Origin of the sequence: Nocardioides alkalitolerans (genome assembly GCA_038184435.1) — a bacterium.
Lineage (GTDB): Bacteria > Actinomycetota > Actinomycetes > Propionibacteriales > Nocardioidaceae > Nocardioides > Nocardioides alkalitolerans_A.
In genome coordinates, this window is the sequence record CP116227.1 from 1,816,609 (window position 1) to 1,838,540 (window position 21,932).

At 73.3% G+C, this 21,932-nt stretch carries 21 protein-coding genes; 12 read left to right on the forward strand and 9 right to left on the reverse strand.

The genetic code is table 11. The features are described 5' to 3' along the window. Positions 1–50: 50 nt before the first annotated feature. Positions 51–1,760 (forward strand): fumarate hydratase, encoded by a 1,710-nt coding sequence (locus PIR53_08690; protein ID WZH54052.1) that lies wholly within the window; start codon positions 51–53, stop codon positions 1,758–1,760. Positions 1,761–1,788: 28 nt separating this feature from the next. Here the strand turns inward: PIR53_08690 and PIR53_08695 are convergent, their stop codons facing one another. The 4 genes from PIR53_08695 to PIR53_08710 form a co-directional block, all read right to left on the reverse strand. Further along, positions 1,789–2,364 carry a DUF1990 domain-containing protein gene (locus tag PIR53_08695; protein ID WZH54053.1) on the reverse strand — a complete coding sequence of 192 codons (576 nt, stop codon included), beginning with the start codon at positions 2,362–2,364 and terminating at the stop codon, positions 1,789–1,791. 54 nt (positions 2,365–2,418) lie between these two features. Continuing rightward, complete coding sequence (locus PIR53_08700) at positions 2,419–3,456, reverse strand: hypothetical protein (GenBank protein ID WZH54054.1); 1,038 nt, start codon at positions 3,454–3,456, stop codon at positions 2,419–2,421. A gap of 61 nt (positions 3,457–3,517) precedes the next feature. Next, positions 3,518–5,032 (reverse strand): DUF222 domain-containing protein, encoded by a 1,515-nt coding sequence (locus PIR53_08705; protein WZH54429.1) that lies wholly within the window; start codon positions 5,030–5,032, stop codon positions 3,518–3,520. 68 nt (positions 5,033–5,100) lie between these two features. After that, positions 5,101–5,580 carry a DoxX family protein gene (locus PIR53_08710; GenBank protein WZH54055.1) on the reverse strand — a complete coding sequence of 160 codons (480 nt, stop codon included), beginning with the start codon at positions 5,578–5,580 and terminating at the stop codon, positions 5,101–5,103. Between the two features lie 132 nt (positions 5,581–5,712). On the opposite strand from PIR53_08710, the gene PIR53_08715 reads away from it, so the two are divergent. The 3 genes from PIR53_08715 to PIR53_08725 are packed head-to-tail and all read left to right on the forward strand — an operon-like array spanning position 5,713 to position 8,401. Next, positions 5,713–6,273, forward strand: a complete 561-nt coding sequence (locus PIR53_08715; GenBank protein ID WZH54056.1) for a hypothetical protein — start codon at positions 5,713–5,715, stop codon at positions 6,271–6,273. 9 nt (positions 6,274–6,282) lie between these two features. Then, a complete protein-coding gene (locus PIR53_08720; protein WZH54057.1) occupies positions 6,283–6,948 on the forward strand; it encodes a hypothetical protein in 666 nt (221 codons plus the stop codon). A 46-nt stretch (positions 6,949–6,994) separates the two neighbouring features. Beyond that, positions 6,995–8,401: a class II fumarate hydratase gene (locus PIR53_08725; protein WZH54058.1), complete on the forward strand. Its 1,407-nt coding sequence runs from the start codon at positions 6,995–6,997 to the stop codon at positions 8,399–8,401. Here the strand turns inward: PIR53_08725 and PIR53_08730 are convergent. Further along, complete coding sequence (locus tag PIR53_08730; GenBank protein WZH54059.1) at positions 8,346–10,562, reverse strand: cation-translocating P-type ATPase; 2,217 nt, start codon at positions 10,560–10,562, stop codon at positions 8,346–8,348. The genes PIR53_08725 and PIR53_08730 overlap by 56 nt on opposite strands. 4 nt (positions 10,563–10,566) lie before the next feature. Further along, the gene (locus tag PIR53_08735; protein ID WZH54060.1) at positions 10,567–10,842 is read right to left on the reverse strand and encodes a DUF1490 family protein; all 276 of its coding nucleotides are present in this window, start codon (positions 10,840–10,842) and stop codon (positions 10,567–10,569) included. A 98-nt stretch (positions 10,843–10,940) separates the two neighbouring features. Between PIR53_08735 and PIR53_08740 the strand changes: the two genes are divergently transcribed. After that, positions 10,941–12,368, forward strand: coding sequence for an AMP-binding protein (locus tag PIR53_08740; GenBank protein WZH54061.1), 1,428 nt, complete (start codon positions 10,941–10,943; stop codon positions 12,366–12,368). Positions 12,369–12,386: 18 nt separating this feature from the next. Here the strand turns inward: PIR53_08740 and PIR53_08745 are convergent, their stop codons facing one another. The 3 genes from PIR53_08745 to PIR53_08755 all read right to left on the reverse strand — a co-directional run bounded on the left by PIR53_08745 (position 12,387) and on the right by PIR53_08755 (position 15,650). Beyond that, entirely contained in the window at positions 12,387–13,088 is a 702-nt protein-coding gene (locus tag PIR53_08745) for a lytic transglycosylase domain-containing protein (GenBank protein ID WZH54062.1), read from the reverse strand. A 139-nt stretch (positions 13,089–13,227) separates the two neighbouring features. Then, positions 13,228–14,562 carry a PhoH family protein gene (locus tag PIR53_08750; protein ID WZH54063.1) on the reverse strand — a complete coding sequence of 445 codons (1,335 nt, stop codon included), beginning with the start codon at positions 14,560–14,562 and terminating at the stop codon, positions 13,228–13,230. A 308-nt stretch (positions 14,563–14,870) separates the two neighbouring features. Beyond that, complete coding sequence (locus tag PIR53_08755) at positions 14,871–15,650, reverse strand: isoprenyl transferase (protein ID WZH54064.1); 780 nt, start codon at positions 15,648–15,650, stop codon at positions 14,871–14,873. 99 nt (positions 15,651–15,749) lie between these two features. On the opposite strand from PIR53_08755, the gene PIR53_08760 reads away from it, so the two are divergent. The 7 genes from PIR53_08760 (at position 15,750) to PIR53_08790 (ending at position 21,913) form a co-directional block, all read left to right on the forward strand. Next, entirely contained in the window at positions 15,750–16,514 is a 765-nt protein-coding gene (locus PIR53_08760) for a hemolysin III family protein (protein WZH54065.1), read from the forward strand. Between the two features lie 62 nt (positions 16,515–16,576). After that, complete coding sequence (locus PIR53_08765; protein WZH54066.1) at positions 16,577–17,320, forward strand: hypothetical protein; 744 nt, start codon at positions 16,577–16,579, stop codon at positions 17,318–17,320. Positions 17,321–17,418: 98 nt separating this feature from the next. Then, positions 17,419–18,393, forward strand: a complete 975-nt coding sequence (locus PIR53_08770) for an alpha/beta hydrolase (protein ID WZH54067.1) — start codon at positions 17,419–17,421, stop codon at positions 18,391–18,393. Positions 18,394–18,432: 39 nt separating this feature from the next. Further along, positions 18,433–20,064, forward strand: a complete 1,632-nt coding sequence (locus PIR53_08775; protein ID WZH54068.1) for an NAD(P)/FAD-dependent oxidoreductase — start codon at positions 18,433–18,435, stop codon at positions 20,062–20,064. Positions 20,065–20,074: 10 nt separating this feature from the next. Then, positions 20,075–20,377 carry an EthD family reductase gene (locus PIR53_08780; GenBank protein ID WZH54069.1) on the forward strand — a complete coding sequence of 101 codons (303 nt, stop codon included), beginning with the start codon at positions 20,075–20,077 and terminating at the stop codon, positions 20,375–20,377. A 28-nt stretch (positions 20,378–20,405) separates the two neighbouring features. Next, complete coding sequence (locus PIR53_08785) at positions 20,406–21,458, forward strand: FUSC family protein (protein WZH54070.1); 1,053 nt, start codon at positions 20,406–20,408, stop codon at positions 21,456–21,458. 5 nt (positions 21,459–21,463) lie between these two features. Further along, the gene (locus PIR53_08790; GenBank protein WZH54071.1) at positions 21,464–21,913 is read left to right on the forward strand and encodes a PaaI family thioesterase; all 450 of its coding nucleotides are present in this window, start codon (positions 21,464–21,466) and stop codon (positions 21,911–21,913) included. The last annotated feature ends 19 nt before the right edge of the window (positions 21,914–21,932 follow it).

Here is a 21,932-nt window from a genome sequence, read left to right on the forward strand (position 1 = left end):
GGTGAGCCTTACCAGGGGACGACCGGACGACGGGGCTACGGTGCGTGTCCGTGAGCACCTCCGGACTCCCCGCCCCGGGCGACGACTTCCGCTACTCCGACCTCCTCCCGATCGGGCCGGACACCACGCCGTACCGGTTGGTGACGACCGAGGGCGTCAGCACGATCGAGGTCGACGGGCAGACCTTCCTCAGGGTCGCGCCGGAGGCGATCCGCCGGCTCACCGCCGAGGCCATGCACGACATCTCGCACTTCCTCCGACCGGCGCACCTGGCGCAGCTGCGGAAGATCATCGACGACCCCGAGGCGAGCGGGAACGACCGCTTCGTCGCGCTCGACCTGCTCAAGAACGTGAACATCTCCGCCGGCGGCGTGCTGCCGATGTGCCAGGACACGGGCACGGCGATCGTCATGGGCAAGAAGTCCGAAGGTGTGCTGACGGGCATCGACGACGGCGAGGCGATCAGCGCGGGCGTCTATGACGCCTACACGCAGCTGAACCTCCGCTACTCGCAGCTCGCCCCGCTGACGACGTACGAGGAGAAGAACACCGGCACCAACCTGCCGGCGCAGATCGAGATCTACTCGACGCCGCAGACGTCGGGGAAGCCGGAGTACAAGTTCCTCTTCATGGCGAAGGGCGGCGGCTCGGCCAACAAGTCGTTCCTGTTCCAGGAGACGAAGGCGATCCTCAACCCGAAGCGGCTGCTCGAGTTCCTCGACGAGAAGATCCGCTCGCTCGGCACGGCCGCGTGCCCGCCCTACCACCTCGCCGTCGTCATCGGCGGCACGAGCGCGGAGTTCGCGCTGAAGACGGCGAAGTACGCCTCGGCGCACTACCTCGACGACCTCCCCACGGAGGGCTCGATGGCCGCCCACGGGTTCCGCGACACGGAGCTCGAGGAGGAGGTCTTCAAGCTGACGCAGGGCTTCGGCATCGGTGCGCAGTTCGGCGGCAAGTACTTCTGCCACGACGTCCGCGTCGTCCGCCTCCCCCGCCACGGTGCGTCGTGCCCCGTCGCGATCGCGGTGTCGTGCTCGGCCGACCGTCAGGCGCTCGGCAAGATCACGCCCGAGGGTGTCTTCCTCGAGCAGCTCGAGACGGACCCGGCGCAGTACATGCCCGACGCCGGCACCGCCGAGGACATCGAGGGCGGCGAGGTCGTCGCCGTCGACCTCAACCGGCCGATGAGCGAGATCCTGGCGCAGCTGTCGCAGTACCCCGTCAAGACGCGCCTCTCGCTGACCGGGCCGCTCGTCGTCGCGCGCGACATCGCGCACGCGAAGATCCAGGAGCGCCTGGACGCCGGCGAGGAGATGCCGGACTACCTGAAGAACCACCCCGTCTACTACGCCGGCCCGGCCAAGACGCCCGAGGGCATGGCGTCGGGCTCGTTCGGCCCCACGACGGCGGGACGCATGGACTCCTACGTGAAGTCGTTCCAGGCCGCGGGCGGATCGATGGTCATGCTCGCCAAGGGCAACCGCTCGAAGCAGGTCACCGAGGCGTGCAACGAGCACGGCGGCTTCTACCTGGGCTCCATCGGCGGCCCCGCCGCCCGGCTCGCGCTGGACTGCATCAAGAGCCAGGAGATCATCGAGTACCCCGAGCTCGGCATGGAAGCGGTCTGGAAGATCGAGGTCGAGGACTTCCCCGCCTTCATCGTGGTCGACGACAAGGGCAACGACTTCTTCACGGACCCGTCCGGTGCCGTGACCGTGCCGTTGAGCGGGATCCGGGTGCGCTCGCGCGAGAGGTGAGCTCGCCCGCTCTTCCGGTCCGGACGCGTCAGGGCGTCTCGAGCGCCGCGAGGTAGCGGCGCGTCATGATGGCCTGCGCCGTCGACGTGAGCGGACCGCCGAGGCGCGCCAGCCGGGACGCCGGTCGGGAGAACGCATCGACGGTGAAGCGCACGACGCCGTCGTCCGCGATCGACAGCACGAACGCCTCCTCCCCCTCCTCGGGGTGCCCGGGCAGCGTCCCGTAGGCGAACCCGCGACGGTCGTCCTCGTCCACGACGTCGACGATCCGCACCGGTGCGTCGACCCCGACGAACCCCAGGACGGGTAGCGCGAGCCGCACGACCGCCACCGTCCCGACGGTGAGGCTGCCGCCGTCGGCCCGTACGGCGGCACCCGACCGCCGCTGCACCTGCCAGTCGTCGAGCGCCGCGACCGCCGCCTCGAAGTGGTCGCGGCCGTGACCGACCACGCGCGCCGCGCGCAGGCGGTGGTAGCCGGGCGGCGGTTCCTCCCCGTCGAGCGTGGTGCCGAGCCGGTCGGCGAGGTAGGTCAGCTCGGCCGCGCGCAGCCGCGCGGCCTCGGAGTCGTCGAGCGGTCGGAGCGTGCGAGCGCGGCGGGACACGCCTGCGATGGTGCCACGGGGGTGGTGCCCGACGGATCGCCAGCGGTCGTGGGCTCAGGGGGCGAAGCGCGCGGCGACGACCCGCAGGAAAGAGACAGGCGTGCGGACCTCGTCGTACGACGCTACGTGGGGAGCGTCGAGGAGGAGCAACGCCCGGGGAGGGATGCCGACAGCACGGACGACGTCCACGAGCGGGTCCGTCACGCCGCCATGAACGGGCCAGCGAGACCCGCACTGCTCGGTGTCGCCCGGCTCGGGGTCGCCCTGCTCGGTGGAACGGAGCCAACCGTCCCAGGTCCGCACGCGTCGATGCCCCGCCATCTGGACGTCGGCACGCGCTGTGCCGGGCCCCCGCTCGAGGAGTACCACGGTGTCGCCGCCAGCAGCGCTGGCAGCGAGGTCCCGGACGTGGGCGGGGTCGGTGTCGCTTCGGCTCCCCCACTGATAAGCATCCCACCCGGCGTCGAGCGTCGTGAGCTGCACGCTCCGGCCCCAGCGCGACGATGCGTCGACGGACCGCCTCCGTCTGCGCGTCGTGCTGCGGTGGAGCAGCACGGCACGGTCGGGATCGGGGGGACGAGTGGGCGGAAGTCGTGGAAGGAGAAACCCGAGCCGGTCCGCCAGTCCCGCGACGTCGCCGCAGCTGGACTCCAACGCGTGCTCGACGGCGGAGGCCGCGTCTTGTTGCTGGATCTCCCGGGCAAGCTGAGTGCCGCGGCCGGGAACGTCGCCGAACAGTCGCACGAGGACGTTCGCCACTCCCCGCTGGGTGGCGCCGCCCGGCGGACTGGCGACCGGGATGCGCTGGGCCCGTACTCCCCCGGCGCGAAGGTCGACGCGGAATCCGGGGACCACGTCGTCGTCACCGTCGCCCGTGCCCACTGCCCACTTCTCGTTGATCACGATCGTGTCGGGCGCGCCGGGGAGCACGCACGTATCGAGAAGCGACCGCGGGATCCGATCCGTCGCGTCGGCGACGTCCGGGCCCCACACGCAGATCCAGCCGTGGCGGCTCGGGCCCAGCTCGAACCAACCCGACGGCCCCAGCGCAGCAGCAACCGCCTCCTGGGAAGCAGCGACGACGGCGAGCACGAAGTCATTGAACCCCGTGACAGCGATGCGTTGGCCGTGGGCGACGTACCCGAGGGCAACGTCACTCGCGACGGGTGAAGCGGACCTTGCCGGTGCCGAGTCGTTCGACGAGGTAGAGCGGGTCGTGGATCTGGTGGTGGTGTTGGTCGCAGAGGAGGCAGCCGTCGTCGACGTTGGTGTGGCCGCCGGCTGACCATGGGGTGAGGTGGTGGGCGTGGCACTGGTGGGGTGGTCGGTTGCAGCCCTCGGCGACGCAGCCGCCGTCGCGGATGGCCATGGCGAGACGCATGGCTCTGGTGTGGAAGCGGGCGGTGCGGCCGAGGTCGAGGACCTCGCTGTTGGTGCCGAGGACGGCGGGGATGATCCCCGCTTCGCAGGCGAGGCGTCGGGCTTCGCCTGCGCTGAGGGTGCCGCCGGTGTCCAACGATGCGGCCGCCAGACCATCGAGCAGTGACTCGAGCGTCATGGTGACGACGACGGTGGCTCCGGTGCCGCCCGTGGCCGGGAGGTCTTTCTGGTCGAGCATCTCCAGCAGCTGCTGGAATGCCTGGCCGTACCGCTCCGGCGTCGGGCGGCCGGTGACGAACCGCTGGTCGGGGTCGTCGTTGGTGTTGAGGTGCTGGGGGGCGGCGTAGGCGTCGAGGGCTTTGCGGAGCATGGCGCCGTGGAGCTCGGGCAGCGTGAACCGTCCGTGGATCTTGCCGTGGCCGTCGGAGACCATGCTGAGCCGGGAGGCCGAGCGTGCTTCGCGTTCCTCCTTCTCCAGCAGCGCGGCCTCGTGGGCTTCGCCGACCTCGGGAGCGATGACCGTGAGGATCTTCTTGCCCACGGCTCGCAGGGCCTTGGCGTCGTGGTCGGTGGCAAACCCGACGAGCGTCTCCTCTGCCTGCAGCCGTAGCTCGTCGGGGAGCTCGTCGGGGAGCGCGTCGAGCGCCCTGACGATGACGTCGGCCTGCTCGGTGTCCACCCTCCCGGCCTCGCAGGCCGGTGCCAGGTGTGTGTCGCACCGACCAGCCAGAGCGTCACCGATCCTCGCGAACCGATAGGCATCGCGACGGGTCACGGCGCTCGCGTTCGCCAACCACACCGCAGCGGTCGACGCACCGTTCTGCCGGTGGAGCTCGACCTCCTCGGCGTGCTGCACCAACACCGCGACCAGCGCCGACGCGCGGGCGACGAGCCGGTGCGCGTCGACCAACGCGATCCCGGTCTGCGGTGCACTCAACCACCCGAGCCCGGTCCGCCCATCGTCCGCGAGAACGGCCGTGGCCACCCGGATCGCCTCCAGCACCGGATGCCCCACATCGACCGCACCCGCACCCGCACCGGGACTCGAGGCGACACCCGGCACCACCCACCCAGGCTCAGGCTCCGCGGCCGGCTCAGGCGCGTCGTACCCCCTCTCGTCACGCCCGACGATCCGGCACCCCCGCGTTGCCTCCGCAGGCCACTCACCCGTGGTGAACGCGTGCTCCAACCAGTCGGGATCGGGCAGATCGACCAAGAAGTCGGCAGGCGGCTCCGGCACCGGTGGCCCGAAGCCACCGGCGTCACCCGTTGAGCCGACCCCCGTCATGGCCACCACTCAACCCCAGCCCACCGACAGTTCTCGCCGATGATCAACAGGCCCCAGGTCGGACGACCTCAACGGGCGCGGGCGTCCTCCCGAACGGGCGCCTCGTCGTGGGTGTCCCGACGCGAACCCGCGACCACCGCGTCGACCGACAAACGACCCGGGCCGACCGCGGCCAGCACGAGACCGAGCACGCCGAGCACCGCGACGAGCTCCCAGCCGCCCTCGGAGACGAAGACGGTGGTACCGCGGTGCGCGAACCAGAACGCCCCGGCGAGGACGGCGGCCACGAGCACCCCGGCGACCGGCGTGAGGAGACCGAGCAGCAGCAGCGCTCCGCCGACCAGCTCGACACCGGCGGTGAACGTGGCGGCGGCGTCGGGGAGCGGCACCCCCATGGCGCCGAAGCCTTGACCGGTGGCGTCGAGGCCGTTGGTCGATACCTTCTGCCAGCCGTGGGCGACGAGCACGACACCGGTGACGAGGCGGGCCAGCAGGAGCGCGACGTCCTGGAGGACAGCGGGCGCGGGCGTAACGAGACTGCGGAACACGAGAACCTCCGAGATAGGTTGACGATTCAAGCGACGACGGTAGCGAGCGCACCCAACCGTGGGCGATCTGCCCGGTAGCGGCCGCGTAAAAGCGTTCGATCCTTGCGTGCCCGATGGTGCAGGGTTCGCGCCATGGGTCAGTCCTCCAAGGTCGTCCGTCGCCTGACGCGGGCGCGCGAGAAAGACAGGGCCGTCCGGCTGCGGTTCCGAGGTCGCCGGCGGCCCACGTGGACGTACGTGCTGGGGCTCACCGACACGTGGGTCGTCGCGCACACCCTGGCCGACGGGTACTTCCTGGACGACGTGGCGCTCTTCCGCCTGCGGGACGTCGAGGGTGTGGACAAGGATCCTGTCCCCGACTTCACGCGGCGGGCGGTCACCGGCCTCGGAACGCCGGTGAGCCGCCTCGACGTCGATCCGAAGGCGTCGCTGGACACCTTGCTGCGCCTGGTCGTGGCACGCGGGGAGCTGGTGATGCTCCACCAGCGCGTGGCTCCCGGCTACCTGCGGGCAGAGGTCGGGACGATCCTCCAGACGGGCGAGAAGCATCTCGTGCTCCATGCGATGGACGGCGACGGGACCTGGGCGGCCGGGCCCGGACGGCGCCGGCTCCGTCGGATCGAGGCTGTCAGCGTCGGAGGTCGCTACCTCAGCGCACTCGAGCGCTTCGGCGACCCGCATCCCCACCCCTAGGCTCGCCCCGTGGACCCCACCGACTCGCACGTCGCCCGCGCCACCTCACCCCGCGGCGAGGTCGTGCTCCGCCGTCGCGAGGACGGTGCGCACGAGCTGCGCGTCAACGGCGTCTTCGTCATGGACACCGTCGAGACCACGAGCGAGCGTCTCCTCGCCGAGGCCGCGCTCGCGCAGGTCGAGCGACCGGAGCGGGTGCTCGTCGGCGGTCTCGGGCTCGGCTTCACCGCGCACGCCGTGCTCGCCGACCGGCGCGTGACCCACCTCGACGTCGTCGAGATCGAGCCGGCCGTCGCCGCCTGGATGCGCGACGGCACCGTGCCCCACGGCCCGGCCCTGCTCGCCGACGCACGGATCCGGGTCGTCGAGGCCGACGTGGCCACGGTGCTCGAGGAGGCACCGGACGCGTCGTACGACCTCGTCCTCCTCGACGTCGACAACGGCCCCGACAACCTCGTGCACGGTGACAACGCGGCGCTCTACACCGCCCCGGCGCTCGGTGTCGTCGCCCGCGTGCTCCGCCCCGGTGGCACCGTCGTCGTCTGGTCCGCCGCGCGCTCCCCCGCCCTCACCACCGCCCTCACCGACGTCTTCGGCGCGGCCGAGGAGCGGGAGGTCGAGGTGCCCGCCCACGGACGGGTCGGCGCCTACTGGCTCCACCTCGCCCGGCGCTGAGGCGGGCGGAGCCGACCCCCACCGCCGCGGGCGTAGCCTCGGCAGCATGGCTGACGACCGCAACCAGAACCAGGACCAGTTCCGTGTCGAGCACGACTCCATGGGCGAGGTGCAGGTCCCTCGCGCGGCGCTCTGGCGGGCGCAGACGCAGCGGGCGATCGAGAACTTCCCGATCTCGGGCACCACCCTGGAGCGTCGTCACATCCAGGCGCTCGCGCTCGTCAAGGCCGCGGCCGCGGGCGTGAACGTCGACCTGGGCGTCATCACCCCCGAGCAGGGCGAGGCGATCCAGGGCGCCGCCGCGGTCATCGCCTCCGGTGACGTCGACGCCGACTTCCCGCTCGACGTCTTCCAGACGGGCTCGGGCACCAGCTCGAACATGAACACCAACGAGGTCATCGCCTCCCTGGCCGCCCGTGCCGGCGTCGAGGTGCACCCCAACGACCACGTCAACGCCAGCCAGTCGAGCAACGACGTCTTCCCGACCTCCATCCACGTCGCCGCCACGCTCGCCGTCGTCGAGGACCTCGTCCCCGCCCTCGACGTGCTCGCCACGTCGCTCGAGGTCAAGGCCAGCGAGTTCGCCGGTCTCGTGAAGTCGGGCCGCACCCACCTCATGGACGCCACCCCGGTGACGCTCGGCCAGGAGTTCGGGGGGTACGCCGCGACCGTCCGCTACGCAGCCGAGCGCCTCGGCGCGGTGCTGCCCCGCGTGCGCGAGCTGCCCCTGGGCGGCACCGCCGTCGGCACGGGCATCAACACGCCCCCCGGCTTCGCCGCGGCCGCCATCACCGCGCTGTCCGAGGCGACGGGCCAGCCGTTCACGGAGGCGCGCGACCACTTCGAGGCCCAGGGCACGCGGGACTCGCTCGTCGAGCTCTCGGGCGTGCTGCGCACCATCGCGGTGGGCTACACGAAGATCTGCAACGACCTGCGCTGGATGAGCTCGGGCCCGACCACCGGCCTCGCCGAGATCCACCTGCCCGACCTGCAGCCGGGGTCCTCGATCATGCCGGGCAAGGTGAACCCCGTGCTGCCCGAGGCGACCCTCATGGTCGCGGCCCAGGTGATCGGCAACGACGCCGCGATGACCGTCGCGGGCCTGTCGGGCAACTTCGAGCTCAACGTGATGCTGCCCGTCATGGCGCGCAACGTGCTCGAGTCGATCCGCCTGCTCTCGACCTCGTCGGTGCTCCTCGCTGAGCGCTGCATCGACGGCATCACCGCGGACACCGACCGCATGCTCCGGTACGCCGCCTCCTCGCCCTCCGTCGTCACTCCGCTCAACAAGCACATCGGCTACGAGGCCGCCGCGAAGGTCGCGAAGAAGGCGCTGGCCGACGGCGCCACGATCCGCGAGACGGTGCTCGCGCTGGGCTACGTCGAGCGGGGCGAGCTCACCGAGGAGCAGCTGGACGCGGCGCTGGACCTGGAGTCGATGACCCACCCGTGATCCGGTAGCGGGTGACCCGCGAGGAGTTGCCCACCACCGCGATCGACGAGGCGTTGTGGAGCAGCGCGGCGAGGACGGGCGAGAGCCCGCCGCCCGCGCTGACCACGAGCCCGACGGCGTTGACCGCGATCGACATGCCGTAGTTCTGCTGGATGACGTCGACGGCCCGCCGGGAGAGGTCCCGCAGGTCGAGCAGGCGGTGCAGGTCGTCGCCGACCAGGGCCACCTGGGCCGTCTCCAGGGCCACGTCGGTGCCCCCGAGACCCATCGCGATGCCGACGTCGGCGAGCGCGAGGGCCGGGGCGTCGTTGGTGCCGTCGCCGACCATCGCGACGGTGTAGCCCTCCGCCCGCAGCGCTCCGACGAGGTCCTGCTTCTCCTCGGGCATCACCTGGGCCCGCCACTCGGTGATGCCGAGCTCCGCGGCGACCGCGGCCGCCGTCTGCGGGTGGTCGCCGGTCAGCATGACGATGCGTTCGACCCCGTCGGCCCGCAGTGCGTCGATGACGTCCCGGGCCTCGGGCCGCACCGTGTCGCGCAGGCTGACGAGCCCGGTCAGCTGCCCGTCGACGGCCAGCAGCAGCGGGGTCTCGGCCTCCCGCTGGAGGCGGGTGACCCAGCGCGCGGCGTCCTCCCCGACCGCCACCCCCTCGCGCGCCAGCAACGTGTCGCTGCCGAGCAGGAGGGTGCGTCCGTCGGCGCGCGTGCGCATGCCGAGACCGAGCAGCACCTCGCACTCCTCGTGCTCCGGGATCGCGATGTGACGCTCCTCGGTGGAGCGCACCACGGCCTGCGCGAGCGGGTGGCGGGAGTGGATCTCGGAGCTCGCCACGTAGGCCAGCACCTGCTCGGGGGACCACGCGTCGTCGAAGGACACCACGTTGGTGACCACCGGCCGGCCCACCGTGAGCGTCCCCGTCTTGTCGAAGACCACCGCGTCGACCCGGGCGGCCGCCTCGAGGTGCGAACCGCCCTTGACCAGGATCCCCCGCCGCGCCCCGTTGCCGATGGCGGCGCTGATCGCGGTGGGCGTGGCCAGGCCGACCGCGCAGGGGCACGCGACGAGCAGCATGGTCATGGCGCGCCGCACGTCGCGGGTCACCAGGAACGTCGCCCCGGCCAGCGCGAACGACGCGGGCACGAACCGACGCGAGAAGCTCTCACCCACGGTCTGGATGGGCGCGCGGTCCTCCTGGGCCAGCTCGACGCGCGTGATGATGCGACCGATGGCGGTGTCGCGACCGACCGCGGACGCGCGCACCACCAGCCGACCCTTCATGAGCACGCTGCCGGCGTGCACCCGCGTGCCGGTCGCCACGGAGACGGGCAGCGTCTCGCCCGTGATGGCGGACTGGTCGAGCACGCCGTCGCCCTCGACGACCACGCCGTCGACCGGGATCGCGACGTGCTCGTGGACGACGACCTCGTCCCCCACCGCCAGGCGGTCGATGTCGACCAGCGCCTCGGTGCCGTCGGCCGCCCGCACCCAGGCGTCGGCCTGGGTGCCGGTCAGCAGGTCGCGGATGGCGTTGCGGGTGCGGCGCAGCGTCAGGTCCTGCAGGTACTCCCCGATGTTGAGCAGCCACAGCACCGTCAGCGCGACCACGTTCTCCCGCAGCACGAGGCTCGCCAGGGTCGCGGCGGAGACCAGCGCGTCGGTTCCGGCGGCCCGGCCGCCGGCGAGGCTGCGGAGGCCGCCGCGGAGGAACGGGTAGCCCGTGAAGATCGTGACGCCGGTCGCGAACGTCCGGCTCGTCGGCCCCAGCACGGGCGGCCGGCGCAGCACGTAGCGGCGGCCTCCGAGGAGCAGCAGTGCCGCGCCGCCGACCACCATGCGGGCCAGGTCGCCGTTCGACACCTCCGCGGAGCGCGGCAGCCGCGCCGGGACGGCCGGGGCCGCCGCCGCAGCGGCGGCCGCGATCGCGTCCGCCACCGCAGCCACGTCGCAGCGTCCCGGCCGGAACCACACGACGACGGCGCCGGTGCGGGGGAAGGCGTGGACGGCGCGCACACCCTCGACGAGGTCGACCGCGTTCTCGACCGCCACCGCACGGGCGTCGGAGTGCCGGATGCCGGCGACCGCGAAGCGGACCCGACCGGCGCCCTCCGCCAGCGCGACCTGCTCCACCCCCGGCACGACGGTGCCGCTGCGGACCGTCACGAGCTCAGTGCTCGTGCCCGTGGCCCAGGTCGGCACCCGGCGGCGGCGCCTGCTCGCCCACCCGTTCGCGGGCCTCGGCGACGATGTCGCCCGTCGCGAGCCGCACGCGCTCGGCGCCGGCCTCGAGGTGACGCTTGCCCTTCAGCCCCAGCGCGACGGCACCGACGGCGCCCTCGCGCACGGCGCCGGAGTCCGCAGCCTTCTTCACCCCGTCCCAGGCGGCAGCGCCGACCAGTCCGGTGACGAGGGTCGAGCCCACCTTGCCCAGCAGCGCGATCATGAGGGTCCTCTCGGGTCGGGAGCCGCCACCTTAGCGGGAACGGTTCTCAAGAAGCGACGTGGCGCCCGCCACGCAGCCTAGATCGCTACGGTCGCCCCGTGACCGATCTCCTGACCGGGTTGACCAGCGGCACGCACGCCACGGTGCGGGTGCACGTCGACACGACGACGTGGACGTACGACGAGCTGCTCGGCGCCGCGGCGGCCGCCGGTGCCCGGCTCGCGCCGTACCGTCGGGTCGCCGTCCACGCCACGCCGACGGCGACGACGGTGGTCGCCGTCGTCGCGGCCGTGCTCGCGGGCGTCGAGGTGGTGCCCGTGCCGCCCGACGCGGGACGGCGCGAGCTGGCCCACCTGCTCACCGACTCCGGTGCCGAGGCGTGGGCGGGCCCGGTCCCGGACGACCGCGTCGCCGGCCTCCCGGTGGTCGCGGTCGATCCCGACGCACGCGCGCCGCACGCGCCGCGCACCGTGCCCGGTGACGCCACCGCGATGATCGTCTACACGTCCGGCACCACCGGCCTGCCGAAGGGCGTCGTGCTGTCGCGGCGGGCCGTCGCCGCCGGGCTCGACGCACTCGCCGACGCGTGGGCATGGGACGCGCGGGACGTGCTCGCCCACGGCCTGCCGCTCTTCCACGTGCACGGGCTCGTGCTCGGGGTGCTCGGCGCGCTCCGTCTCGGCTGCGGCCTGCGGCACGTCGGGAAGCCGACCCCCGCGGCGTACGCCGACGCCGTCCGCCACGGCGCGACCGTGCTCTTCGGCGTCCCGACCCTGTGGTCCCGCATCGCCGCCGCCCCCGAGGAGGCGGCGGCGCTGCGGCCCGCGCGGCTGCTCGTGTCCGGCAGCGCCCCCCTCCCCGCCCCGGTCTTCGACCGCCTGCGGGAGCTCACCGGGCACGGGGTGGTGGAGCGCTACGGCATGTCGGAGACCCTGGTGACGCTGGCGACCCGCGCGGACGCCGAACCCCGCGCCGGCTGGGTCGGCGTGCCCGTCGCCGGTGTCGAGACGCGCCTGCGGGACGAGGACGGCGGGCCGGTGCCCCACGACGGCGAGTCCGTCGGCGGGCTCGAGGTGCGCGGCCCGTCCCTGCTCGACGGCTACCTCGGGCGACCCGACGCCGACGCCGCCGCGTGGACGGCCGACGGCTGGTTCCGCACCGGCGACGTCGCCGTCGTCGACCCGGCGGGCTGGCACCGCATCGTCGGGCGCGCTTCGGTCGACCTCATCAAGTCGGGCGGGTACCGCATCGGGGCCGGCGAGGTCGAGACCGTGCTGCTCGGGCACCCCGCCGTGAGCGAGGTCGCCGTCGTCGGGATCCCCGACGCCGACCTCGGCCAGCGGGTGGTGGCGCACGTCGTGCTCCGGGACGGGTACGCCGCGGGCGACGCCCTCGCCGCGGAGCTCGTCGCCCACGTCGGGACGGAGCTCAACGGGCACAAGCGGCCGCGGGAGGTGCGGTTCGTCGCGGGCCTGCCCCGCACCGCCCTGGGCAAGGTGCAGAAGGCGGCGCTCAGCGCCGGGTGACGCGCACCCGTCGGCGGCTCAGTACCAGTTGTTGGCCTGGCTGTGCGCCCAGGCCGAGCACGGGGTGCCGTAGCGGTTCTCGATGTAGCCGAGGCCCCACCGGATCTGGGTGACGGCGTTCGTCTCCCAGTCGGCACCCTCGGACGACATCTTCGAGCCCGGCAGCGCCTGCGGGATGCCGTAGGCCGAGGAGGTCGGATTGTCGGCGTCCACGCGCCACCCCGACTCCTTCGTCCACAGCGAGTCGAGGCAGCTCCACTGGTCCTGGCCGAACCCGGCCTCGGCCAGGAGCAGCTGGCCCAGCTCGCGGGGGGCGAGGTCGGAGCCGTTCTCCTGCTGCGTGACGGCGGGGCCGGCCTCGACCGAGAGCGCGACCGCCTTGGTGGGGTCGGTGGCGCTGCGGGTGTCGGAGCGCGACACGGTGGTGTCGGCGTCGCGGTCGGCCAGCAGCGCCTCGACCTCGGCGTCGCGGGGGGCCGCGGCGGTGTCGGCGGAGTCGGCCGCCTCGGCGGCGGACGCCGCAGCCAGCTGGCCGTCGGCGGTCTCGCCGGAGGCACCCGACGCGAGGACGCCGCCACCGACGACGACACCGGTCGTCGCGGCGGCGACGGAGGTCAGGACCACGCCGGAGCGGAGCGCCTTCGCGGGGTCGACGGGCAGCACCGCCCGCCCGGGGGCGCGGTGCTTGGCCTTGCGGTGCTTCGGTTCGTGCTTCGTCAAGAGTCGAGTTCTCACGTGAGGGGACGTGTGGACCGCGTGCCAGGGTGCCCGATGGCCCCGAGGGAGGCAAACCGGGGATCCCCAGGACTTGCCCGATCGGACAGGTCCCGGGGGTCCCCGGCAGGGACGGGCGAGCCCGTCAGAGCACCACGTTCTCCAGCATCTCCGTCACGAGGGCCGCGATGGGCGAGCGCTCGGACCGCGTGAGCGTGACGTGCGCGAACAGCGGGTGGCCCTTCAGCTTGTCGACCACCGCCACGACACCGTCGTGGCGCCCGACGCGCAGGTTGTCGCGCTGCGCCACGTCGTGCGTCAGCACCACCTTGGAGTTCGCGCCGATGCGCGAGAGCACCGTCAGCAGCACGTTGCGCTCGAGCGACTGCGCCTCGTCGACGATCACGAAGGCGTCGTGCAGGGAGCGGCCGCGGATGTGGGTCAGCGGGAGCACCTCGAGCATCCCGCGGGCCAGGACCTCCTCGATCACGTCGCGCGAGGTCACCGCCCCGAGCGTGTCGAAGACCGCCTGGGCCCAGGGCGACATCTTCTCGTTCTCGCTGCCCGGGAGGTATCCCAGCTCCTGGCCCCCGACGGCGAAGAGCGGGCGGAAGACGACGACCTTCTTGTGCTGCTGCCGCTCCAGCACCGTCTCCAGCCCCGCACAGAGCGCGAGGGCCGACTTGCCGGTGCCGGCGCGTCCGCCGAGGGAGGCGATGCCGACCTCGGGGTCGAGCAGCATCTCGAGGGCGATCCGCTGCTCGGCCGAGCGACCGTGGAGCCCGAACGCCTCCCGGTCGCCGCGCACGAGGTGGATCCGCTTGTCCGCGCCGACGCGGCCCAGCGCCGTACCCCGGTCGGAGAGGAGCACGAGGCCCTGGTGGCACACGAGGTCGGGGCGCACGCCGTCGACGGTCGGGACGTCGACGACGCCCGCGTCGTACAGGTCGTCGAGGAGCTCGGCGGTGACGTCGAGCTCCGCCATGCCGGTGTAGCCGGTGTCGGAGTCGGAGATGGTCTCGCCGCGGTACTCCTCCGCGTCGAGCCCGACCGCCGACGCCTTGATCCGCATCGGGAGGTCCTTCGACACGAGCGTGACGGTGTGGCCCTCGTTGGCGAGGTTGCGTGCCACCGCCAGGATCCGCGTGTCGTTGTCGCCGAGACGGAAGCCCGACGGGAGCGACTGCGGGTCGGTGTGGTTCAGCTCCACCCGCACGGTGCCGCCGAGCGAGCCCACCGGTACCGGCTCGTCGAGCCGACCGTGGGAGACGCGCATCTCGTCGAGGGTGCGCAGCGCGGTGCGGGCGAAGTACCCCAGCTCGGGGTGGTGACGCTTGCCCTCCAGCTCGGTGATGACCACCACCGGGAGGACCACCTCGTGCTCGTCGAACCGGCGCAACGCACCGGGATCGGCCAGCAGGACGCTGGTGTCGAGAACGTAGGTGCGGACGGACGTGGTGCGCGTCGGGTTCGAGGCCACGGTCTACCCCTCACGAACCGGCACGCGCACTCGTCGTCCCGGCCCTAGCTCCAGCGGTTGGACTCCAGGCACGCCCGAAGACGGGAGTGCCCGCCTCCTCCCGCGCGGCAGCAGCGCCACACGGTGCGGTCGTGAACGATCACGAACGGGCCTCCTCGAGTTCGGCGGGCTTCCCCACCCGCCGATGCCGTGGACGCTACTCCTGCTCCACAGCGCGACACGGGAGGTCGGGGAAGTCCTTCGTGAACGTCGTGTTACGAGCGGACGACCCGACGTACGGCGAGGGTCAGCGCCCGGTCCGCGCCCGGTCAGCGCCCGTGGCGACGCTCGCGCTGGGCGTAGGCCCGCACGGCCCGCAGGAAGTCGACCTTGCGGAAGTCGGGCCAGAAGGCCTCGCAGAAGTAGAACTCGCTGCCCGCGCTCTGCCACAGCAGGAACCCGCCGAGGCGCTGCTCGCCCGAGGTGCGGATGACGAGGTCGGGGTCGGGCTGGCCCTTGGTGTAGAGGTGCGCGCCGATCGCGTCGACGTCGATGGTGGCGGCCACCTCGGCGAGCGGGGTGCCGCGCTCAGCGTGCTCGAGGAGCAGCGAGCGCACCGCGTCGGCGATCTCCTGCCGCCCGCCGTAGCCGACCGCGATGTTGACGAGGAACCCGTCCACGTCCGCGGTGGCCGCCTCGGCGTCCTTGAGCCGGGTGCGCACCGCGGCCGGCAGCAGGTCGAGCGCCCCGACCGGGTGGAGGCGCCAGCGGCGCTGCGCGGCGAGGCTGTCGACGGCGTCGCCGATGATCTCCAGGAGCGGCTCGAGCTCGGCGGGCTCGCGGTGCAGGTTGTCGGTGGAGAGCAGCCACAGGGTCACGACCTGCACGCCGATCTCCTCGCACCACCCGAGGAGCGGCTCGATGTTGGCCGCCCCCGCCCGGTGGCCGTGGGCGGAGTCGGCGCCGACCGCGCGGGCCCAGCGCCGGTTGCCGTCGAGCATGACGCCGATGTGGGCGGGGAGGGCGGCCGGGTCGAGGTGCTTCTCGATCCGGGCCTCGTAGACCGGGTAGAGCGCACGGCGCACCACGGTCCTCCAGCTGCGGGTCACCCGGGCGATGCTAGTGGCTCCGCGCCGCCACCCCGCAGCGTGGGTGAACTCATGCTCGTGGCGGCGGCGGGCGGTCCCGGAGCGCTTACATTGGGACGCATGAACGCCCCGACCCAGCGCCTCTCCGAGAGCATCGCGGACCTGCGTGACTCGGCGGGCCACCGCATCGACGCCGCCAGCAAGCACGTGCGCGACGCCCTGGACGAGGTGAAGCCGAAGCTGCGGGGGTGGCTGCACCTGGGCACCGCGCCGCTGACGCTGGCCGCCGGCATCGTGCTGATCGCGCTCTCACCGGACGCGACCACCCGGATCGGCTCGACGGTCTTCACGGCCTCGGCGCTCCTGCTCTTCACCGTCTCGGCGGTCTACCACCGCGGCACCTGGTCCCACGGCGTGTGGACCTTCCTGCGGCGCTTCGACCACTCCAACATCTTCCTGCTCATCGCCGGCTCCTACACCCCGTTCACGCTGCTCCTGCTCGACGGGTGGCAGCAGGAGGCCCTCCTGTGGGTCGTGTGGACGGGCGCGGTCTCCGGCGTGCTCATGAAGGTCTTCTGGGCGGGCGCACCGCGCTGGCTCAGCGCGCCGATCTACATCGCCCTCGGCTGGGCCGCCGTGTTCTTCATCCCCGACTTCGCCTCCGGGGCGGTGGACCAGTACGGCACCGGGATCGGCGTCTCGGTCTTCGTGCTCATCTGCGCCGGCGGCCTGCTCTACACGATCGGCGGGGTGGTGTACGCCCTGAAGCGACCCAACCCCTCCCCGCGGTGGTTCGGGTTCCACGAGGTGTTCCACACCTTCACCATCCTCGCGTTCGCCACGCACTACGTCGGGGTCTCGTTCGCGACGTACGCGCTCCGCTGAGCGGGACGCTCCACCTTTCTCGTTCGCCCTCTGCGGGCCCCCCGGAAGTGGTTCCATCAGTCGTGACCACTCACCCCGACCGCGTCGGCACGCCCCAGCGCGTGCTCGACGTGTGGCGCGCGGAGCTGGCGCCCGTCGCCCGGGAGTGGTCCCTCCTGCTGTCCAGCCCCGAGGTGGAGCTCAGCCACGGCGACCTCCGCCCCGGCCCCGGCGCCGGGGCGGCCACCCCGCTCCTGGTCGCCCAGGCCGTCGACCTGGGCGGGCCCGGGGGCAGCGGCGCCGACCTCGCGACCGTCCTCGACGCGGCCGCGCGCGCGGCGCGGCCCACCAGCGGGTCGGCCGACGCGGCCCTCGCCACCCTGGTCGCGCTGCTCGGCGGCGCCGAGGCGGTCAACGACCGCCTGCGCCGCGGGGGTCACCGCACCCGCTTCACCGCCGACGGCGCGAGCGTCCTCGTGCCGGGCGAGCAGGCCGAGACGATGGCGGCGCTGACGGGCAACCCCGCGTACGAGGTCGCCCTCCCGGTCTTCCTCGCCGACGCGCCCTCGGGGCTCGCGGCGTACCTCGTCGCCGACGCGGCGCTCTGGCACGCCCAGGGGTGGACGGCGACGATCCGCCAGGACGGCGGGGTGCTCGCCCTCCCCGACGACGGCGAGCTGACCGTCCACGTGCGGGCCGTGGTCGCCGCACCGCCCCCGAGCGGCGCGGAGCCGCTCCTCGACGACCCCGTGCACGCCGCCTTCGGCCGCGCCCTCACGCGGACGCTCCCACTGCTCGGCCACGGGGACCTCCGCGTCGCCCTCTGAACCAAACCTTGCGCATCATTGGCACCAAATGCCAGTGTGAGTCACGTCACCCACTCGGGGGTCGATGATCGACCCTCCCGGACGACGGGAGCTCACCCATGGCGCTCGACGACGCCACCACCGCGTTCCTCGCCCAGGCTGCGGCCGCCGGCGGACCTGCCCTCCAGGACCTCACGCCCGAGGAGGCGCGCGCCGCCAGCCGCGGCTTCATCGACCTCTACGGGCCCGGCCCCGCGGTCGCCGCGGTCGAGGAGCTGACCCTCACCGCCGCCGACGGGGTCGAGCGCCGGGGCCGCCTGCTCGTGCCCGAGGGCACGCCCCACGGCGTGGTCGTCTACCTGCACGGCGGCGGTTGGGTCGTCGACGACATCGACGGCTACGACTGCCTCGGTCGCACCCTGGCCACGCAGTCGGGCTGGGCCGTGCTGATGGTCGACTACCGCAAGGCACCCGAGGACCCCTACCCGGCAGCCGTCCACGACGCGTGGGCCGGCCTCCTCGCGGGCGACGAGCAGCGGACACGGCTCGCGGCGGAGACCGGCGCGGACCTGCGCCTCGCCGTCGCCGGCGACAGCGCCGGGGGCAACCTGGCCGCGGTCGTCGCGCAGCGGGCCGCCCGCACCGGCGCCCCTCGCGTCGACCTGCAGGCCCTCGTCTACCCCGTGACCGACCACGACACGGCCACGGTGTCCTACACCGATCCCGCCAACGCCCTGATGCTGACCCGGGAGGCCATGGAGCACTTCTGGGGCCTCTACGTGCCCGACCCGGCGCAGCGGGCTGAGCCGGACGCCTCCCCGCTCCGCGCACCCGACCTGGCGCGCCTCGACGGCCTCGCGCCGGCGCTGGTGCTCCTGCCGGAGCACGACGTGCTCCGTGACGAGGGCGAGGCCTACGCGGCGGCCCTCGACGCGGCCGGCGTGCCCGTCGACCTCCGGATCGCCCCCGGCCAGATGCACGGCTTCTTCCAGTTCGTCAACGTGCTCCCCGGAGCCGCCGACGGCATGGCGGTCGTCGTCGAGGCGCTCCACCGCGCCGCCGCGCACGGCTCCGTCCCGAGCACCCACGCCTGACCCTTCGCACCACCCACCGCTACTCGAGGAGGCGGCAGCATGCCCACATCCCCCCACGACTCCCCCCACGACTCCCCCCACGACGTCGACGCCGTCGTCGTCGGCGCCGGGTTCTCCGGCATCTACATGACCCACCAGCTGAGCCGCCGCGGCCTGTCCGTGCGCGCGTTCGAGGCAGGCTCCACGTTCGGGGGCACGTGGTTCTGGAACACCTATCCGGGCGCCCGCTGCGACTGCGGCAGCATGGAGTACTCCTTCTCCTTCGACCGCGACCTGCTCGAGAGCTGGCAGTGGTCGGAGCGCTACCCGGCGCAGCCCGAGATCCAGGCCTACCTGGAGCACGCCGCCGACCACCTCGACGTACGCCGCCACTTCACCTTCGACACGCGCGTCGAGTCGCTCGTGTGGGACGACGCGGCGTCGGTCTGGGTCGTCACCACCGACGGCGGCGAGCAGGTGCGGGCGCGCTACGCCATCACCGCCGTGGGCTGCCTGTCGACCGGTCAGACCCCCGACTTCGCCGGCATCGACGCGTTCCGGGGCGAGACCTACCACACGGCCGCCTGGCCGAAGGAGGGCGTGGACCTCACCGGCAAGCGGGTCGGCGTCATCGGGACCGGGTCGTCGGGCGTGCAGGTGATCCCCATCGTCGCCGAGCAGGCCGAGCACCTCACGGTGTTCCAGCGGACGCCCGCGTTCAGCCTCGACTGCGCCAACCGGCCCCTGCGGGAGGAGGAGCGCCGGGAGTTCATCGACAACCTGGAGACCTACCGCACCGACCGCTTCAACTACCCCGCCGGGCTGGTCACCGACGTGCTCGAGGTCAACGCGATGGACCTCGACGAGGAGGAGCGCACGCGGATCTTCGAGGAGCGGTGGGCCCGCCACCGCGCGCCCGACATCCTCATGGTCTTCCCGGACCTCTTCACCGACCGCGCGGCCAACGAGACGGCGGCGGAGTTCTTCCGCAGCAAGATCCGGGCGGTCGTCGAGGACCCCGAGCTGGCCGAGGCGCTCTCGCCGCGGACCTACCCGCTCGGCGCCAAGCGCATCACCATGGACACCGGCTACTTCCAGACCTACAACCGCGACGACGTGACCCTCGTCAGCGTCGCGGACGACCCGATCACGGGGCTCACCGAGACCGGCCTCGCCACCCGCGACCGGGAGTTCGAGCTCGACGTGGTCATCTTCGCCACGGGGTTCGACGCGATCACCGGTCCCCTGCTGGCGATGGACATCCGCGGCCGGGGCGGGCAGGCGCTGCGGGACCGCTGGGTGGACGGACCCTCGACGTACCTGGGGGTGGGCGTCGACGGCTTCCCCAACCTCTTCACGATCACCGGCCCGCAGAGCCCCAACGTGCTCACCAACGTGGTCGTGGCGATCGAGCAGCACGTGGAGTGGATCAGCGGGCTCGTCGACCACCTCGAGGCGACCGGCAGCATCGCCGAGCCGTCCGCCGAGGCCGTCAAGCAGTGGACCCACGACGCCATCGAGCTCGCCGACCAGACGCTCTACCCGGAGGGCAACTCCTGGTACACGGGCGCCAACATCCCCGGCAAGCCGCGCGTGATCATGTCCTACGTGGGCGGGGTGCCGGCGTACGTCGCGGAGTGCGACGCCGTCGCCGCCGACGGCTACCGCGGCTTCGAGCTGACGAAGGCCTGAGGGGGACGCGATGTACCGGATCACCGCCAGCTACCTCCACCCGGCCGACCCCGACGCGTTCCTGGCGCACTACCGGGGCGTGCACGACCCGTTGACCCGCACGATGCCGGGCCTCGCGTCCTTCGAGTGGGGCATCTGCGAGACGCCGGACGGGAGCACCCCGCCGTACTTCGTCGTCGCCGTGCTCACCTTCGACGACCGCGACACCGCGCTGGCCGCGCTCGGCTCGCCCGAGGGGCAGGCGGGAGCGGCCGACATGGCGAACTTCGCCACCGCCGGCGTCGAGGTCACGATGTGGGAGGCGCAGGGCTGACGTCCCCCCGGCCTGGCACCATCGCCGGGTGGAACGGTTCGGTGCGCACCTGCGGGACGTGCTGAGGTTCCACCCGGCGAGCGGCACCCGCGTGGTGGCGCTGCGCGCGACGCTCACGGTGCTGGTCCCGCTCCTCGCGCTCTGGGCCGTCGACCACCTGGCCTGGGGCCTCTTCGCGGTGTTCGGCGGCTTCGCCGCGGTGTACGGCGGCGGCACGCCCTTCACCGGCCGTTGGCGCATCCAGGCCCGGGCGGGCGCCCTGCTCGTCGGCGCCACGGTGCTCGGCACCGCGGTGGGGCTCAGCCCCCACCGGTCCTGGCTGGTGGTGCCGGCCGCGGCGCTGGCGGGTGCGGTGATGACGGCCGTCTCCGACCGCCGCCGCTGGGTCCCGCCCGGGCCCCTCTTCGCGGTGTTCGCCGTGGGCGCCTGCGCGTCCCACCCCAGCGGTCCCGGCGACCTGCTCGCCGCGCTCGGCGTCGCCACGGGAACGGCCGGCCTGGCGCTCGCCCTGGGGCTGCTCGACGAGCGACGCGCACGGGTGCCCCGCGAGCCCCAGCACGGCCGCTCGCCCTTCCCCCACGTGCCCGAGCGCCACCGGCTGCACGTGGCGCGCGTCGCGGTCGCCGTCCTCCTCGCCGGCGTGGCCGGCGCGGCGGCCACGGCCTCGGGGATCGGCCACCCCTACTGGGCCATGGTCGCCGCCGTCGCCCCGCTCAGCGCGCCGCGCCTGCGCGCCCAGGTCACGCGCGGCACCCAGCGGGCGGTCGGCACGACGCTCGGGGTGGGCGCCGCCTTCGTGCTGCTCTCCCTGCACCTCCCGCCGCTGGCCGCGGTGCTGCTGGCCGCGGCCCTGCAGGGGCTCGCCGAGCTCCTGGTCGTGCGCAACTACGCTGCCGCGCTCGTGTTCATCACGCCGCTGGCGCTGCTCATGGGCCAGCTCGCGGCTCCCCTGCCGGTCGGCGACCTCGTCGTCGACCGGCTCGTCGAGACGCTGCTGGGCACGCTCGTCGGCATGGGCGTCGCCGCCGCCACCCGCGAGCGACCGCCGCTGCCGCCGCCCGAGCGCGGGGTGGCAGGGTAGGTGCGGTGGACACCAGCCTCCAGGACACGTACTTCCCCGACCTGCCGTGCTTCGGCTGCGGACCCGCGAACGCCAAGGGCCTGCGGCTGCGCAGCTTCGCCGACGGCGAGCGCGTGACGGCGTCGTTCACGCCCTGGCCGGAGCACGACAACGGCCTCGGGTTCCTCAACGGGGGGATCATCGCGACGGTCCTCGACTGCCACTCCGCCGCCGCCGTCACCCATGCGGCGCACGAGCGCGGGTGGCCGGCCGACCCGGGCATCCCGCTGCCCTACGTGACCGCGGGCCTGGACGTGCGCTACCGGCGCCCGACCCCGCTCGCCGCGACGCTGACGCTCGTCGCCGAGGTGCGCGAGGCGAGCCGCGAGGAGATCACCGCCCACGTCCGGATCGAGCACGACGGCAAGGTCCGCGCCGAGGCCGACGCGCTCTGGAAGCGGTGGCGGGCGCGCTGACCGCGTCGTACCCCCGGGA